We start from the raw sequence: 14,835 nt of genomic DNA, 5'->3' as shown, positions 1-14,835 counted from the left end.
GCGGCGATGACGATGTCGGCGCCGGTAAGGAGACCGCGGTCGTGGAGAACCCACGTCATGCCGGCGGCGTAGACCGTCCAGCCGGGAGGTTGGCCCCGGTGACGCGTCGTGGCTTCCGGTTCTGTCCGTCGGGCGCGGACGCCGGTATCCGGGGCCGCGACGGTGAGGGGGAGTGTCGCGGTGTGAGGTGAGGGCGGCCCTGTGCGGTATAGCGGTGCGAACGGCGGTATGTCGCCGCAGGGGGAGCCGGTGTACTCATCGATGAGGTGGACGCGGCCGGGAACCGGTCACGCCGCTGCCTGCCCGTGCGCGGACCGGGACGGCGCCGCGGTGAGGGACGCGGCGCCGTCCCGGTCCGGTCGACGCGAGGCCGATCGCCGGTGTGTCAGGCGGTCGGTAACGCCCCTCGACCCGGCTGTCACCGCGCTTGTGCGAGTACCGCCTGCAGTGCGGAGGTCGGAATCCGCGCCGTCGTGGTGTCGTCGGACACCTCGACAGTCAACTCACCTTTGGTGATCGTGCCGATTGTGACGGTGCGGCCGGGAACGATGCCGACCGAACGGAGCTCGCTCATCAAGCTCTCGTCGAGTTGCACGTGTTCGGCGATCCGCCGGATCTCGACCTTTCCGCCACCGGCCTTCGCCACGTCGGCCAATCGGACCAGGTCGGCTTCGGCCGGTGGAGCCGGTTCGCTGGCGGCGTCGAGCTTGTCGAGGCCGGGAATCGGGTTGCCGTACGGCGAGGTGGTGGGGTGGTCGAGCAGCTTGATGAGTTTGCGCTCCACCGCCTCGCTCATGACGTGCTCCCAGCGGCATGCTTCGTTGTGCACGTGCTCCCATTCCAGCCCGATGACGTCGACGAGCAACCGCTCCGCGAGCCGGTGTTTCCGCATGACCGCGACCGCCAGTTCACGACCGTGGTCGGTGAGCTGAAGGTGCCGGTCGTCGGCGACGACCACGAGGCCGTCGCGTTCCATGCGCGCCACGGTCTGGCTCACGGTGGGCCCGCTCTGGTGCAGCCGCTCCGCGATACGAGCACGCAGTGGGACGACCCCCTCCTCTTCGAGCTCGTAGATGGTGCGCAAGTACATCTCGGTGGTATCGATGAGATCGTTCACGCCTGTCCCCTTTGTTCGCCCCTCCCCATGGTAGTGGCTGGTACTGACGCTGAGAGCACGCGCCGTTGATGTGCCGGAGCAGGCAGGATGGGGGCATGCGACCCGTCATCTCGACATCCGAACTCGCGGATCTGCTGGACTCGGAACACCCGCCGACGGTGCTCGACGTGCGTTGGCGTCTCGGCGGCCCCTCCGGGCGGGAGTCCTACCGAGAGGCACACGTGCCCGGCGCGGTGTTCCTCGACGTCGATGCGGACCTGGCGAGTGAGCCGGGACCGCGGGGCAGGCATCCGCTTCCCGACCCCGAGACCCTGCAACGCACCCTGCGCGCCGCCGGGGTGAGCGAGGCGCGCCCCGTGATCGCCTACGACGACGCCGACGGCTCGGTCGCGGCGAGGGCATGGTGGCTGCTCCGGTGGTCGGGGCATGGCCGGGTCGCGGTGCTCGACGGGGGGTTCGCCGCATGGCGGTCGGAGGGGCGTCCGGTCAGCAGGGTGGAGCCCAGACCCGCGCCGGGCGACGTCGTGGTCCGGCCTGGAGCGCTGCCCGTGCTCGACGCGGACGGCGCCGAGAAACTGGCCCGGCACGGTGTGTTGCTCGACGCCCGGGCGCCGCAGCGCTACACGGGTGAGACGGAGCCGGTCGATCCGCGGCCGGGGCACGTTCCGGGCGCGGTCAACGCTCCTTTCGCCGCGCACGTCGACGAGGACGGGCGGTGGAGGTCGCCGGAGGAACTGGCCCGGCACTTCGCCACGCTCGGCGTGCGCGTGGGCACACCGGTGGGCGCGTACTGCGGTTCGGGCGTCACCGCGTGCTCGGTGGTGCTGGCGCTCGAGTTGGCCGGCCTGTCCGGGCCCGAGCGGCCTGCGGCCCTGTACGCGGGATCGTGGTCGAACTGGGTGGCCGATCCGGCGCGACCGGCCGCGACCGGACCCGAACCCGGCTGATGGGACGACGACGGGGCGCTGGGGGGATCGACACCCTAAGCTCTGATGCCATGTCCAGCTCGGCCGTCGTCTGGGATCCCGCCCTTCTCGCCTACAACCTGGGCAACGACCACCCGTTCAACCCGGTCCGCCTCGACCTCACGATCCGGCTCGCCACGGCACTCGGCGTGCTGAACGACGTGCCGTTCCTCGCGCCGAAACCCACCGAGGTCGAGCAGCTGTACCGTGCGCACTCCGCCGAGTACGTCGAGGCGGTCAGGCAGGCGCCGATGGCCGGCTGGGACGTGGGCCACGGGCTCGGCACGCCGGACAACCCGGTGTTCACCGACATGCACGAGGCGTCGTCGCTCGTGGTCGGGTCCACGCTGCTGGGCGCGTCCCGGATCGCCGAGGGCAGGGCGCTGCGCGCGGTGAACATCGCGGGCGGCCTGCACCACGCCATGCATGGCCGCGCTTCGGGTTTCTGCGTCTACAACGACTGCGCGGTGGCGATCTCGTGGTTGCTCGACCACGGTTTCGACCGCATCGCCTACGTCGACACGGACGTGCACCACGGTGACGGTGTGCAGGCCGCGTTCTACGGCGACCCGCGTGTGCTCACGGTCTCGCTGCACCAGCATCCGTTCACGCTGTTCCCCGGTACCGGGTACTCGGCCGAGACGGGGCAGGGCGAGGGCGAGGGCAGCGCGGTGAACCTCCCCCTGCCGCCTGCGACGAAGGACGCCGGGTGGTTCCGCGCGTTCCACGCGGTGGTGCCGTCGGTGCTCGCGGCGTTCCGGCCACAGATCCTCGTGACGCAGTGCGGCGTGGACTCCCACGAGGAGGACCCGTTGGCGGATCTGTCGTTGACCGTGGACGGGCACCGCGCCATCTACCGGACGCTGCGTGATCTCGCGGACACCTACGCGGAGGGCCGGTGGCTGGCCGTGGGCGGTGGCGGTTACCAGTTGATCCGGGTGGTGCCGCGGTCGTGGACACATCTGCTGGCGACGGTGTTGGATCGCGACGTGGACCCGACGACCCCGCTGCCGGGGGAGTGGACAGAGCACGTGCTGGCGATGGCCCCGAACGCGGAGGTACCCACGCGCATGACCGACGGTCCGGACGGCGCGGAACCGGCGTTCGCGCGCTGGGGCGACGGTATGGACGACGCCGTCGACATCGCGGTCCGCGACACTCGCCGTGCGGTCTTCCCACTGCACGGGCTGGACCCCGACGACCCGAGAGACTGAGGTGGAGCCGATGGCCTCGACGGGCGGTGCCTCCCACGGCGCGGGCGACGGCAGCGAGTACGGACGCGATCCGTTCGACTATCCCCGGCACTGGGAGGCCGACGTGGTGCTGGCGGACGGTCGCACCGTGCACCTGAGGCCGATCGTGCCCACGGACGCCGACCGCATCGTGGCCCTGCACGCGCGGTTGTCCGAACGCACCCGCTACCTGCGGTATTTCGGGGCGTATCCGAGGATTCCGGCGCGCGACCTCAAGCGGTTCACGACGGTGGACCACCACGACCGGGTGGCGTTCGTGGCGTTGCTGGGCGACGACATCGTGGCGGTCGGCCGTTACGAGAGGGTCAACGCGGCCTCGGCGGAGGTGGCATTCGTGGTGGACGACGCCCACCAGGGGCGGGGGCTGGGGTCGATTCTGCTCGAACATCTCGCCGCGGCGGCGTCGGAGTGCGGCCTGCGCCGGTTCGTGGCCGAGGTGCTGGCCGAGAACGTGGCGATGACGCGGGTGTTCCGTGACGCGGGCTACCAGGTGAGCCGCGCGTTCGAGGAGGGACTGCTGCACCTGGAGTTCGACATCGACCCCACCGAGGAGTCGCTCGCGGTGGCGCGTGCCAGGGAGCAGGCGGCGGAGGCGCGCAGTGTGCACAACCTGCTGCACCCGCGCTCGGTGGCGGTGATCGGCGCTTCCACGGACTCCACCAAGATCGGCTACGCGGTGCTGTCGAACCTGCTGGCCGCGGACTTCGCGGGACCGGTTTACCCGGTGAATCCCGAGCACGTGTCGGTGCGGGGTGTGCGGGCGTACAAGTCCGTGCTGGAGATCCCCGACCCGGTCGATCTCGCGGTGGTGGCGGTTCCCGCCGAGGCGGTGGAGTCGGTCCTCGACGGCGCGCTGACCAAGGGCGTGCAGACGCTGGTGATCGTCTCGGCGGGGTTCGCCGAGTCCGGCCCGCACGGTCTGCACGCCGAGTTGAGGCTGGTGGGCGAGGCCAGGGCGCACGGGATGCGGGTGGTGGGGCCGAACGCGCTCGGGGTGCTCAACACCGACCCTAAGGTGCGGCTGAACGCCACGCTCGCACCGCGGTTGCCCCGGCGCGGCCGGACGGGGTTCTTCTGCCAGTCGGGTGCGCTGGGGATCGCGATCCTGGCCGACGCGGAGGCGCGGGGGCTGGGGTTGTCGACGTTCGTCTCGGCGGGCAACCGCGCCGACGTCTCGGGTAACGACCTGCTGCAGTACTGGGAGACCGATCCGCACACCGACGTGGTCCTGCTGTATCTGGAGTCGTTCGGCAATCCGCGGAAGTTCGCGCGGCTGGCGCGGCGGCTGGCACGGACCAAACCGGTGGTGGCGGTGAAGTCGGGCAGGCACGCGGTGCGGCCGCAACTGGCGGCGACGTCCACCGACATCGACGAGTCGAGTGTGCAGACCCTGTTCGAGCAGGCCGGTGTGGTGCGGGTGGACACGCTGGCGCAGTTGTTCGACACGGCGCTGGTGTTCGCCAACCAGCCGTTGCCCGCGGGGCCACGGATCGGGATCGTCGGCAACTCCTCGGCGATCGCTCTGCTCGCCGCCGACACGGCGAGGGCGCAGGGGTTGAGCCTCGGCATCGAGCCGGTGGACGTCGGTTCGCAGGCGTCGCCGGAGTCCTTCGCCGCCGCGGTGGGGGAGGCGCTCGCGTCGCCGGAGGTGGACGCCCTCGTCGCTGTGTTCGTCCCTCCGGTCGCGACTCCGGGGACCGCCTACGCGCGGGCGTTGCGGGAGACGGTGCTGGCCACTCCCACCACGCCGGAGAAACCCATTGTCTCGACGTTTCTCGCGGCGGAGGGCGTGCCGGACGAGCTGGCGGTCACCGACGCGGACGGCACCGTGGTGTTCGGCTCGATCCCGTCGTATCCGAGTCCGGAACGGGCGGTGAACGCGCTGGCGAGGGTGGTGCGCTACGCCGAGTGGCGGCAGCGCCCTCAGGGCAGCGTGGTGCGTCCCGAGGGGCTGCACGCCGAGCGGGCCCAGAGCCTCGTGCGGGAGCTGACGGAGGAGCGCAACGTCGTGCTGGACGTGGACGACATGGTGCGCCTGCTCGACTGTTACGGCATCGACGTCGTGGCGTTCCAAGTGGTGTCCGATGTGGACGAAGCGGTGGCCGCCGCGCGGAAACTCGGTTTCCCCGTGACCCTCAAGGCCTACGACGACAGCCTCCGCGACCGGCCCGATCTCGCGGGGGTGCGGCTGGATCTCCCGACACCGGAGTCGGTGCGCGTGGCCTACCGTGACCTGCGCGAGGTGTCGGGCCGGGACGAGGTGTACGTGCAGCGGATGGCGCCCAAGGGCCTGTCCTGCGCGATCGGGCTCCAGGACGACCCCTCGTTCGGCACTCTGGTGTCGTTCGGGTTGTCGGGTGTGGTGAGCACCCTGCTCGGCGATCAGGCGTTCCGGGCAGTGCCGTTGACGGACGTGGACGCCGCGACGCTGGTGCGTGAGCCGCGTACCGCGCCGCTGCTCACCGGCTACCGGGGCGACGAGCCAGCCGATCTGTCCGCTCTTCAGGACCTGGTGCTCCGTGTGGCGGCTTTGGCCGAGGACCACCCGGAGGTGCGGTCGTTGTCGCTGGATCCCGTGCTCGCCTCTCCCGAGGGCGCGTTCGTCACCAACGCGCGCATCGTGCTCGGTCCGCCACCGTCGCGGCCTGACACCGGACCGCGACGGTTGCGGCAGATCGTGACGCCTGCCGAGCCCGGGTCGTCGGTTCAGAAGCCCGACGGGTCGACGGCGTAGACGAAGCGGCGATCCGGGTACTCGGTCAGTCCCCAGAGTTGGTCGCGCGGCCCCCAGTACGACAGGTCCTCAGGACCGACGGGTTGGGCGCCGGAGTGCCTGGTGGGCCCGCTGCTTCCGGTGAACGTGTACAGCGAGCCCCGGGTGCCCGATCCCGCGCTGGCCGAGACGAAGAACGTCTCGTCGATCGCCGTGGCGCCCTGCATGCTGGCGATGTCCACGCGGTAGGCCTCCGTGGCGTGGGTGTAGCCGTCGGAGGACTCCCTGAACTTGCGGTCGGTGTAGTCGATGGGGAAGCGCACGACGCGGGTGCCGGTGCCGTCGGCGTCGTACTCGGGTACGACGACGCTGTCGGGGGTGCTGGTGCGGTCGAGCGACGCGGCGGAGAAACGCAGCCGCGCGGTGCCGTCGGTGGTGGACGCCGTGAACCTGTGCGCCTGGGGCAGGACGTAGCGGTAGTCGAACGCGTGGTAGGTCCCGTCGGACTGGCGACCGATGCGACTCTTGTCGCCGGTCGACACGCGCCAGATGTGGCGCAGGTCGAACGCGCGGAACCCACCCCACGTGTCGGCCACGTAGAGGAAGTGGCCGTAGGCGAAGATGCCGCCCGCGTGCACGGTGACGGGCCGGAAGTCGGGGTTGCCCGCCGAGTCGGTGTACGGCTCGACCAGCAGCACGTGCCGGTAGACCGGCGTGCTCGATGTGGAGTGGTCCACGAAGGAGACGCGGACGCCCTTGTTCGGGTTGTCGTGGCGGTAGTACCAGCTCACGAAGAGGGCCGTCTCGCCCTCGTAGGTGCCGTTGCCGTAGGCGTCGGCGGTGGAGCTGATGCCCTGTGGGTACCAGTCGGCGGTGCCGTCGTCCCCCGAGTTCCAGCAGAACGCCGCCACCTGGTGCTCGGCGCCGGGCGAGCAGGCGGTGGCGGTGCGGTTGGCGCTCGCCAGCACGTCGGACACCGACGCGTTCGGCAGCAGGTCGTCGAGGCGGGCGATGGTCGGGTTGTACGGGCCTTCCGACAGGCGGAAGTGCGCGGCGGGGATGGCGGTCGGATCGGCGGAGGCCACGGGAGCGCTGACGGCACTGACGGTCGTGAGCGCGGCGGCGAGTGCGAACAGGCTTGCGGCGGTTCCACGACGGTTCATGCGGGCACGGTAGGGGAGGATCACCGGGTTGCCCAGTAGTCGGTGAAAAGTTGTCACAGATGTCCGACGACGTCCCCGGATCGGACCAGTCACCGCGGTCGGGACAGGTGGGCGAGGTGACCGGACATGACGTGTGGGACAGGCGAAAGGTTGCCGTGAAGGCGTGCACACGGCCGTGCGGGCGGCTCAGCGGCCCGCTAACCCCGCCGGTAACCTTCCCGCGTGTCTGTGAACAACGATGAGGCGTTCGCGCGGGGACGATCACGCCAGGACAACCAAGCCAGGGTCGTGGTGGCGCCGCCCCGCCCGCACCTGATCGAACCCGTTCCCCTGACGACGCTCGTGGCGAGGGCGGACGCGCGACTCATCGCCGACCCGGCCATCGTCGAGACCGTGGTCGTCACCGGCGCGACGTTGCGGGCGCAACACGTGCTTCCCGGTGACTTGTTCGCGGCCCTTCCGGGCGCGCGCGTTCACGGCGCGGACTTCGCCGCCGACGCCGTCGCCGCAGGCGCTGTGGCCATCCTGACCGACGAGGAGGGGGCCGCGCGGCCCGCCGTGCTTGAGGCCGGTCTGCCCGTCCTGGTCCACCCCGATCCCCGGGGCATGCTCGGCGCCATGGCGGCGTGGATCTACGGCGAACCGTCGCTGACGTTGTCGGTGCTCGGCATCACGGGAACGTCGGGCAAGACCACCACCAGCTACCTCGTGGAGTCCGGGCTTCGCGCGGCCGGATACCACACCGGGCTCATCGGCACGGTCGAAACCCGCATCGGCACCGAACGCCTGGCGAGTGCGTTCACCACTCCCGAGGCACCCGACCTCCAGGCGCTGTTCGCCGTGATGGTGGAGCGCGGGGTGACGCACGTCGCCATGGAGGTCTCCAGCCACGCGCTCGCGCTGGGACGGGTCAACGGAACCCGCTTCACCGTCGGCGCCTTCACCAACCTCTCGCAGGACCACCTGGACTTCCACCAGGACATGGAGGACTACTTCTCGGCCAAGTCGCTGCTGTTCGACGGCCGATCGACCCACGAGGTCGTGGTGGTCGACAGCGCGTGGGGGCAGACGCTGGTCACCCCGCAGACGGTGACGGTGTCCACGGAACCGGACAGTGACGCGAGGTGGCGGGCCACCGACATCTCACTCACCGGCACGGGAGAGCAGTCGTTCGTCCTGCACGCGCCGGACGGGCGCAGCGCGAAGGCCACGCTGCCGCTGCCCGGCGAGTTCAACGTCGCCAACGCCGTGCTCGCCGCCGCGATCCTCGACACGGTCGGGGTCGGCCTCGACCACATCGTCGCCGGGCTCGGAGCCGTGGAGGTGCCGGGCCGGATGGAGCGGGTCTACCTCGGCCAACCGTTCACGGCCGTCGTCGACTACGCCCACAAACCGGCCGCCGTCACGCAGGCGTTGCAGGCGCTGCGGGCCCGTACGCCGGGCCGCATCCTCACGGTCCTCGGATGCGGGGGTGACCGGGACACGGCCAAGCGGCCCATGATGGGCGAGGCCGCAGTGCGGGGCAGTGACCTGGTGATCGTCACCGACGACAATCCGCGCAGTGAGGATCCGGCGGCCATCCGTGAGGCGATGCTGGCCGGTGCCCGCGCCGTCGGTCCTTCCGAGGGTTGCGAGGTGCTGGAGATCGGAGACCGGCGCACGGCCATCGCCACGGCGGTGGAACGGGCCGAGCCGGGTGACGTCGTGCTGGTCGCGGGCAAGGGACACGAGAGCGGCCAGGAGGTCGCCGGTGTGGTCCATCCGTTCTCCGACCGTGACGAACTGGAAGCCGCCATCCGCGAAAGGCTGGGTGCCACGCAATGATCGAGCTCACTCTCGCCGAGATCGCCGACGTGGTCGGAGGACGCCTGCACCGCGCCGACGGCACGGAACGGGTCACCGGAACCGTCGAGTTCGACTCGCGCAGGCTCACCGAGGGCGGGCTGTTCGTGGCGTTGCCCGGTGAGCGAGCCGACGGCCACGACTTCGCCGCGTCGGCGGTGGCGGCCGGCGCGGCCGGGGTGCTCGCGGCGCGCGAGGTCGACGCGCCCGCCGTCATCGTTCCGCCGTTGCCGCCCGGAAAGGCGCACGAACGCTCCGTGGCGCTGACCGGGGACACCGACGGCTCCGGTGCCGCCGTCCTCGCCGCGCTCGCCGGGCTGGCCCGCCACGTGGTGACGCGGCTCTCGGAGAGCGGGCTGTCGGTCGTGGGCGTCACCGGCTCGTCCGGCAAGACGTCCACCAAGGACCTCATCGCGCAACTGCTCGAACCGCTCGGCCCGACCGTGGCGCCGCCGGGGTCGTTCAACAACGAACTCGGGCACCCGTGGACCGCGCTGCGGGCCGACGGGGAGACCAGACACCTCGTGCTGGAGCTCTCGGCGCGCGGGCCCGGACACATCGCCGAGCTCGCGGCCGTCGCCCCGCCTCGGATCGGGGTCGTGCTCAACGTCGGCAGTGCCCACGTCGGCGAGTTCGGTTCGAGGGAGGGCATCGCGCAGACCAAGGGCGAGCTCGTGGAGGCGTTGCCACCCCACGGCGTCGCCGTGCTCAACGCCGACGATCCGCTGGTGGCCGCGATGGCCTCGCGCACCCGGGCGCGGGTCGTGCGCGTCGGTGAGGCCGCCGACGCCGACGTCCGTGCCGAGAACGTCCGGCTCGACGAGCACGCGCACGCGTCGTTCGATCTCGTCGCCGGGGAACAGCGAGCGGCCGTGACGTTGCGGCTCGTCGGTGAACACCACGTCGGCAACGCTCTCGCCGCGGCCGCCGTGGCCCTGGAACTCGGCACACCGCTGCCTGACGTCGCCGCCCGGCTCAGTGCCGCCACCCGGCGTTCCGACCGCCGTATGGAGGTCACCACCCGCGCCGACGGCATCACCGTGCTGAACGACTCCTACAACGCCAACCCCGAGTCGATGCGGGCCGCGCTGAAGGCTCTCGCGTCCATGACCTCGACGAGACGATCTTGGGCGGTCCTCGGTGTCATGGGCGAATTGGGGGCCGATAGCGTGTCCGCGCACGACGAGATCGGTCGGCTCGCCGTCCGGTTGAACATCAACCGGCTCGTCGTGGTCGGAGAGCAGGCAGCCGCCATGCACCACGGGGCGAGCCACGAAGGTTCTTGGGGAGAGGAGTCGGTCCTGGTACCGGACACCGACGCCGCGATCGCGCTGCTGCGCGCGGAACTGCGGCCCGACGACGTTGTTCTTGTCAAGGCATCGAAGGTCGCCCAGCTGTGGAAGGTGGCCGACGCGCTGTTGGAGGAGGACGGGCGCGCGTGAGGCAACACGACGCACCGAGAGACAGCACTGACACGGCCGAGCAGGGCCCGAGGACCAGGAGGACCGAAGCGTGATCAGCATCTTGATCGCGGCCTCCGTGGGACTGGGTGTCTCCATCCTGCTCACGCCGTATCTCATCCGGTTCTTCTCGAAGCAGGGCTTCGGGCAGGAGATCAGGGAGGAGGGCCCCGAGGGCCACAAGTCCAAGCGCGGCACGCCCACCATGGGTGGTGTCGCCATCATCGTGGCGATGGTGGTCGGCTACTTCGTCGCCCACCTCGTGGACTACTGGCGTGGGTCGAGCAACGACGGTCCCACCGCGTCGGCTCTGCTCGTGTTGTTCCTGTCCGTGGGTCTCGGCATCGTCGGCTTCCTCGACGACTTCATCAAGATCCGCAAGCAGCGCAACCTCGGGCTCAACAAGACCGCCAAGCTCGTCGGCCAGCTCGTGGTGGCGGTCGCCTTCGCGATCCTGGTGCTGCAGTTCCCCGACGCCAACGGGCTCACCCCGGCGTCCCAGAACCTGTCCTACGCCAGGGACATCGAGCTGATCTTCTTGCCGATCCCGATCTTCATCCTGTTCTGCTACCTGCTGGTGTCGGCGTGGTCGAACGCGGTGAACTTCACCGACGGCCTCGACGGCCTCGCGGGCGGGGCGGGTGCCATGGTGCTCGCCACCTACGTGGTGATCTCGTTCTGGCAGGCGCGGCTCAGCTGTGTCGAGGCGTTCCAGCCCGCGTGTTACAACGTGCGCGACCCGCTGGACCTCGCCGTGGTGGCGGCCGCGGCCACGGGCGCCTGTGTGGGCTTCCTCTGGTGGAACGCCGCGCCCGCGAAGATCTTCATGGGTGACACGGGTTCGCTCGCTCTCGGCGGGCTGGTGGCCGGTCTGTCGATGACCACGCGCACCGAACTGCTGGCGATCGTCATCGGTGGTCTGTTCGTCGTCGAGATGATCTCGGTCGTGCTGCAGATCGCCGTGTTCCGCACCACCCGCAAGCGGCTGTTCCGCATGGCACCGTTCCATCACCACTTCGAGCTGGCAGGCTGGGCCGAGACGACCGTCATCATCCGGTTCTGGTTGCTGGCGGCGACGTGCTGCATGTTCGGGCTCGGGCTGTTCTACAGCGAGCAGCTCGGCCTCGGAGGAGGATGAGTCGGGCCATGGACATCGGCCGTGTTTCACAAGCCCCGCGTACCGGCTGCGCGGGGCCTGGCGCGGCGATTCGCGGCGTTGTCGTCGCCGGTAGCGCTGCTGTCAGCTCCTCCTCCGCCTTGCGGGGCCCCCGCGGCGGCACACTGTGCCGCCGCGGTAGGGGACTCGTCCACGCCACACCCCGCTCGCTCGGAGAGGACTCATGAAACACGACCTGGCCGAGGTCTCCGTCTGTGTCGCGGGCGCCGGGGTCACCGGACGTTCGGTGGCCGCCGCGCTCTCCGAGCTGGGAGCGCGGGTCACCGTCACCGACGCCGACGCCGAACGGCTCGCGCGTCTCGACGACCTCGACGTCCGACTCGTTCCCGGACTCGATGCGCCGCCGGAGGGCACGCGGCTCGTGGTCACCAGCCCCGGCTGGCGACCCACGGCACCGCTGCTGACCTCGGCGGCCGCATCGGGTATCGAGGTGATCGGTGACGTGGAACTCGCGTGGCGGATCGCGCGACAGCGACCGAACCCGCCGACGTGGCTCGCGGTGACCGGGACCAACGGCAAGACCACGACGGTGGGCATGGTCGAGTCGATGCTGCGTGCCGCCGGGATCGATGCCGTGGCGTGCGGCAACGTCGGTTTCGCGGTGCTCGACGCCGTGCTCGCAGGCCACTCGACGTTGGCCGTGGAGCTGTCGAGCTTCCAGCTGCACTGGTCGAGCACGCTGGCGCCCACCGCTTCCGTGGTCCTCAACGTCGCCGAGGACCATCTCGACTGGCACGGCGGCTTCACCGAGTACGCCGAGGCCAAGGGCACCATCCACCGTGGTTCGGCCACTGTGGTGGCGAACCTGAACGACCGCTGGTCGAGGACGTTGGCCGACGAGCACGCCTCCCGCGACGCGCGCCGCGTCGGGTTCACCCTGGACACCCCACGTCCTGGTGAACTCGGCGTGGTGGAGGACCTGCTCGTCGACCGCGCTTTCGTGGCCGACCCGGTGCGCACGGCCGACGAGCTGGGCACCCTGGCCGACGTCCGACCCGGCGGTCCCCACAACGTGGCGAACGCGCTGGCTGCGGCCTCCCTGGTGCGTTCGATCGGGGTGAGCCCGGACGCGGTGGTCGAAGGGCTGCGGAACTTCCGTCCCGGCGAGCACCGCGCCGTGGAGATCGCCGAACTCGACGGGGTCCGCTACATCGACGACTCGAAGGCCACCAACCCACACGCCGCCGCCGGGTCGTTGCTGGCCCATCGCAGCGTGGTGTGGATCGCGGGCGGGCTCCTCAAGGGCGCGTCCGTGGACGAGCTGGTCGCGTCCGTGGCCGGGCGGCTGCGAGGTGTGGTGCTGCTCGGTGCCGACGCCGACAGCTTCGCCGAGGCTCTGGCGCGACACGCACCGGATGTCCTCGTCAGGCGTGTCGGTTCGGGTGACGATGAACCCATGACTGCGGCGGTGAAGGCGGCGCGCACGCTGGCGCGCCCGGGTGACTCGGTGCTTCTCGCGCCCGCTGCGGCGTCGCTGGACATGTTCCGCGACTACGCCGAGCGCGGCGAGGCGTTCGCGGCGGCGGTCGGCGAGCTATCGCGGTGACGGCGGTGGGCTCCGACCGCGACGATCCGCGTGGGGCGGGCCGGGCACGACGGAGCCGACGGGTTCGGCAGCGGCCTCCGGAGCGTTCTCCCAGAACCCGTTCCGAGCGACGTCCCGTCGTGCCGAACACCCCGTTGACGGCATGGCTCTCCCGCCCGCTCGCCGACTTCCACCTCATTCTCGCGTTGTGCGGCACGCTCGGTGCGCTCGGCGTCGTGATGGTGCTGTCCGCCTCCTCGGTCACCTCGTACAGCCCCGGCAGCGACAGCAGCGTGTACGCACAGTTCCAGAAACACCTGATGTTCGTGGTCGTCGGCTCGGTGGCGTTCTGGCTGGGCGTGCGTGTCCCGTTGCCGCGCATCCGCGCGTTGTCGTCCACGGCCATGGTGGTGTGTCTCGGGCTGCTGGCGCTCGTGCTGACGCCGCTGGGTACGTACAGCAACGGCTCCCAAGGCTGGTTCGTGCTGGGCCCGGTGTCGCTGCAACCCGTCGAACTCGCCAAGGTGGCGCTGGCACTGTGGGGCGCGCACATCCTCGTGGTGAAGTACGAGGTGCTGCACCAGTGGCGGCACCTGCTCGTGCCGGTGGTGCCCGCGGCACTGCTGATGTTCGCCCTGGTCATGGCTCAGCCGGACCTCGGCGGCACCATCACGCTCGCCGTGGTGCTGTTGGCCCTGTTGTGGTTCGCGGGTGCGCCCAAGCGGTTGTTCGGGGTCATCCTGGCCGGTGCCGTGGCCGGTGCCGTGGTGCTGGCCGTCGCGGCGCCGTACCGGCTCGAACGCGTGACGGCGTTCCTCGACCCGGACGCCGACCCGCTCGGCGGAGGGTGGCAGGCGAGTCAGGCGCTGTACGCGCTGGCCGACGGCGGGTTGTTCGGCAAGGGCCTCGGTCAGGGACAGTCCAAGTGGATGTACCTCCCGAACGTCCAGCACGACTTCATCTTCGCGCTGATCGGTGAGGAGCTCGGGTTCGTCGGCTGTCTGGTGGTACTCGGTCTGTTCGGGTTGCTCGGGTTCGTCGGCCTGCGGATCGCCATGCGCAACCTCGACCCGTGGATCCGGATCGTCGCGGGCACGCTCACGACGTGGGTCGTGTCACAGGCGGCCGTGAACATCGGTTATGTCGTGGGTCTGCTTCCCGTCACCGGCGTGACGCTGCCCATGATCTCCTACGGGGGAACGTCGCTGGTCGTCACCATGCTGTTGTTCGGGCTGCTGGCCAACTGCGCGCGGCACGAGCCGGAGGCGGTGGCGGCGCTGCGCACCCAGGGGCCCGGTAAGTTCGGACGCCTGATGCGACTGCCCGCGCCGGAGCCGTACCGGCCACCCGCGCGGCGTCGCGGTGGCAACCGAGCGGGGACGGGCAGGACGGGCCGTCCGGCCCGGCGTACGGGCAGAACGGGCCGCGCCGTGGCAGGGGAGCGCAGGCGCGCGGCGCCGGAGTACGGTCGGCGCACGACCTCCCGTGCGACGGCGAGGCGGACGACGGTACCGAGAAGAGGACGCCGGTGAGCGGTGTCCGGCCACCCCTGGGCTCAGCGGTCCACGTGCGCTACGGGGTGGCGTGAGCGCGCCGCGGGCGGCGCGGCGTGTGGGAAAC

10 protein-coding genes are annotated in these 14,835 nt (G+C 70.7%); 8 read left to right on the top strand and 2 right to left on the bottom strand.

Translation table 11 applies throughout. The features are described 5' to 3' along the window. Positions 1-418: 418 nt before the first annotated feature. On the bottom strand, positions 419-1,117 hold the full coding sequence (locus tag SACCYDRAFT_RS17695; RefSeq protein ID WP_005458259.1) for a metal-dependent transcriptional regulator: 699 nt from the start codon (positions 1,115-1,117) through the stop codon (positions 419-421). Positions 1,118-1,212: 95 nt separating this feature from the next. On the opposite strand from SACCYDRAFT_RS17695, the gene SACCYDRAFT_RS17690 reads away from it, so the two are divergent. The 3 genes from SACCYDRAFT_RS17690 to SACCYDRAFT_RS17680 are packed head-to-tail and all read left to right on the top strand — an operon-like array spanning position 1,213 to position 6,069. Beyond that, complete coding sequence (locus tag SACCYDRAFT_RS17690; RefSeq protein ID WP_005458257.1) at positions 1,213-2,064, top strand: sulfurtransferase; 852 nt, start codon at positions 1,213-1,215, stop codon at positions 2,062-2,064. 50 nt (positions 2,065-2,114) lie between these two features. Beyond that, a complete protein-coding gene (locus tag SACCYDRAFT_RS17685; RefSeq protein WP_005458255.1) occupies positions 2,115-3,296 on the top strand; it encodes an acetoin utilization protein AcuC in 1,182 nt (393 codons plus the stop codon). Positions 3,297-3,306: 10 nt separating this feature from the next. Next, complete coding sequence (locus SACCYDRAFT_RS17680; protein ID WP_005458253.1) at positions 3,307-6,069, top strand: bifunctional acetate--CoA ligase family protein/GNAT family N-acetyltransferase; 2,763 nt, start codon at positions 3,307-3,309, stop codon at positions 6,067-6,069. Here the strand turns inward: SACCYDRAFT_RS17680 and SACCYDRAFT_RS17675 are convergent. Continuing rightward, a complete protein-coding gene (locus SACCYDRAFT_RS17675) occupies positions 6,042-7,211 on the bottom strand; it encodes a hypothetical protein (RefSeq protein WP_043536611.1) in 1,170 nt (389 codons plus the stop codon). The two genes, SACCYDRAFT_RS17680 and SACCYDRAFT_RS17675, sit on opposite strands and share 28 nt — an antisense overlap. Positions 7,212-7,439: 228 nt before the next feature. On the opposite strand from SACCYDRAFT_RS17675, the gene SACCYDRAFT_RS17670 reads away from it, so the two are divergent. The 5 genes from SACCYDRAFT_RS17670 (at position 7,440) to ftsW (ending at position 14,747) form a co-directional block, all read left to right on the top strand. Continuing rightward, entirely contained in the window at positions 7,440-9,035 is a 1,596-nt protein-coding gene (locus tag SACCYDRAFT_RS17670; RefSeq protein WP_232283861.1) for a UDP-N-acetylmuramoyl-L-alanyl-D-glutamate--2,6-diaminopimelate ligase, read from the top strand. After that, entirely contained in the window at positions 9,032-10,495 is a 1,464-nt protein-coding gene (locus SACCYDRAFT_RS17665; RefSeq protein WP_005458248.1) for a UDP-N-acetylmuramoyl-tripeptide--D-alanyl-D-alanine ligase, read from the top strand. The genes SACCYDRAFT_RS17670 and SACCYDRAFT_RS17665 overlap by 4 nt, the downstream gene beginning before the upstream one ends. 70 nt (positions 10,496-10,565) lie before the next feature. Further along, positions 10,566-11,651: a phospho-N-acetylmuramoyl-pentapeptide-transferase gene (mraY, locus tag SACCYDRAFT_RS17660; RefSeq protein ID WP_005458247.1), complete on the top strand. Its 1,086-nt coding sequence runs from the start codon at positions 10,566-10,568 to the stop codon at positions 11,649-11,651. A gap of 202 nt (positions 11,652-11,853) precedes the next feature. Then, positions 11,854-13,236, top strand: a complete 1,383-nt coding sequence (gene murD / locus SACCYDRAFT_RS17655) for a UDP-N-acetylmuramoyl-L-alanine--D-glutamate ligase (RefSeq protein ID WP_005458246.1) — start codon at positions 11,854-11,856, stop codon at positions 13,234-13,236. A 119-nt stretch (positions 13,237-13,355) separates the two neighbouring features. Further along, positions 13,356-14,747: a putative lipid II flippase FtsW gene (ftsW, locus tag SACCYDRAFT_RS17650; RefSeq protein WP_005458245.1), complete on the top strand. Its 1,392-nt coding sequence runs from the start codon at positions 13,356-13,358 to the stop codon at positions 14,745-14,747. Positions 14,748-14,835 lie beyond the last annotated feature (88 nt).

The organism is Saccharomonospora cyanea NA-134, from assembly GCF_000244975.1.
GTDB classification, from domain to species: Bacteria; Actinomycetota; Actinomycetes; order Mycobacteriales; family Pseudonocardiaceae; genus Saccharomonospora; species Saccharomonospora cyanea.
This window is presented reverse-complemented; position numbering and strand designations above follow the sequence as displayed.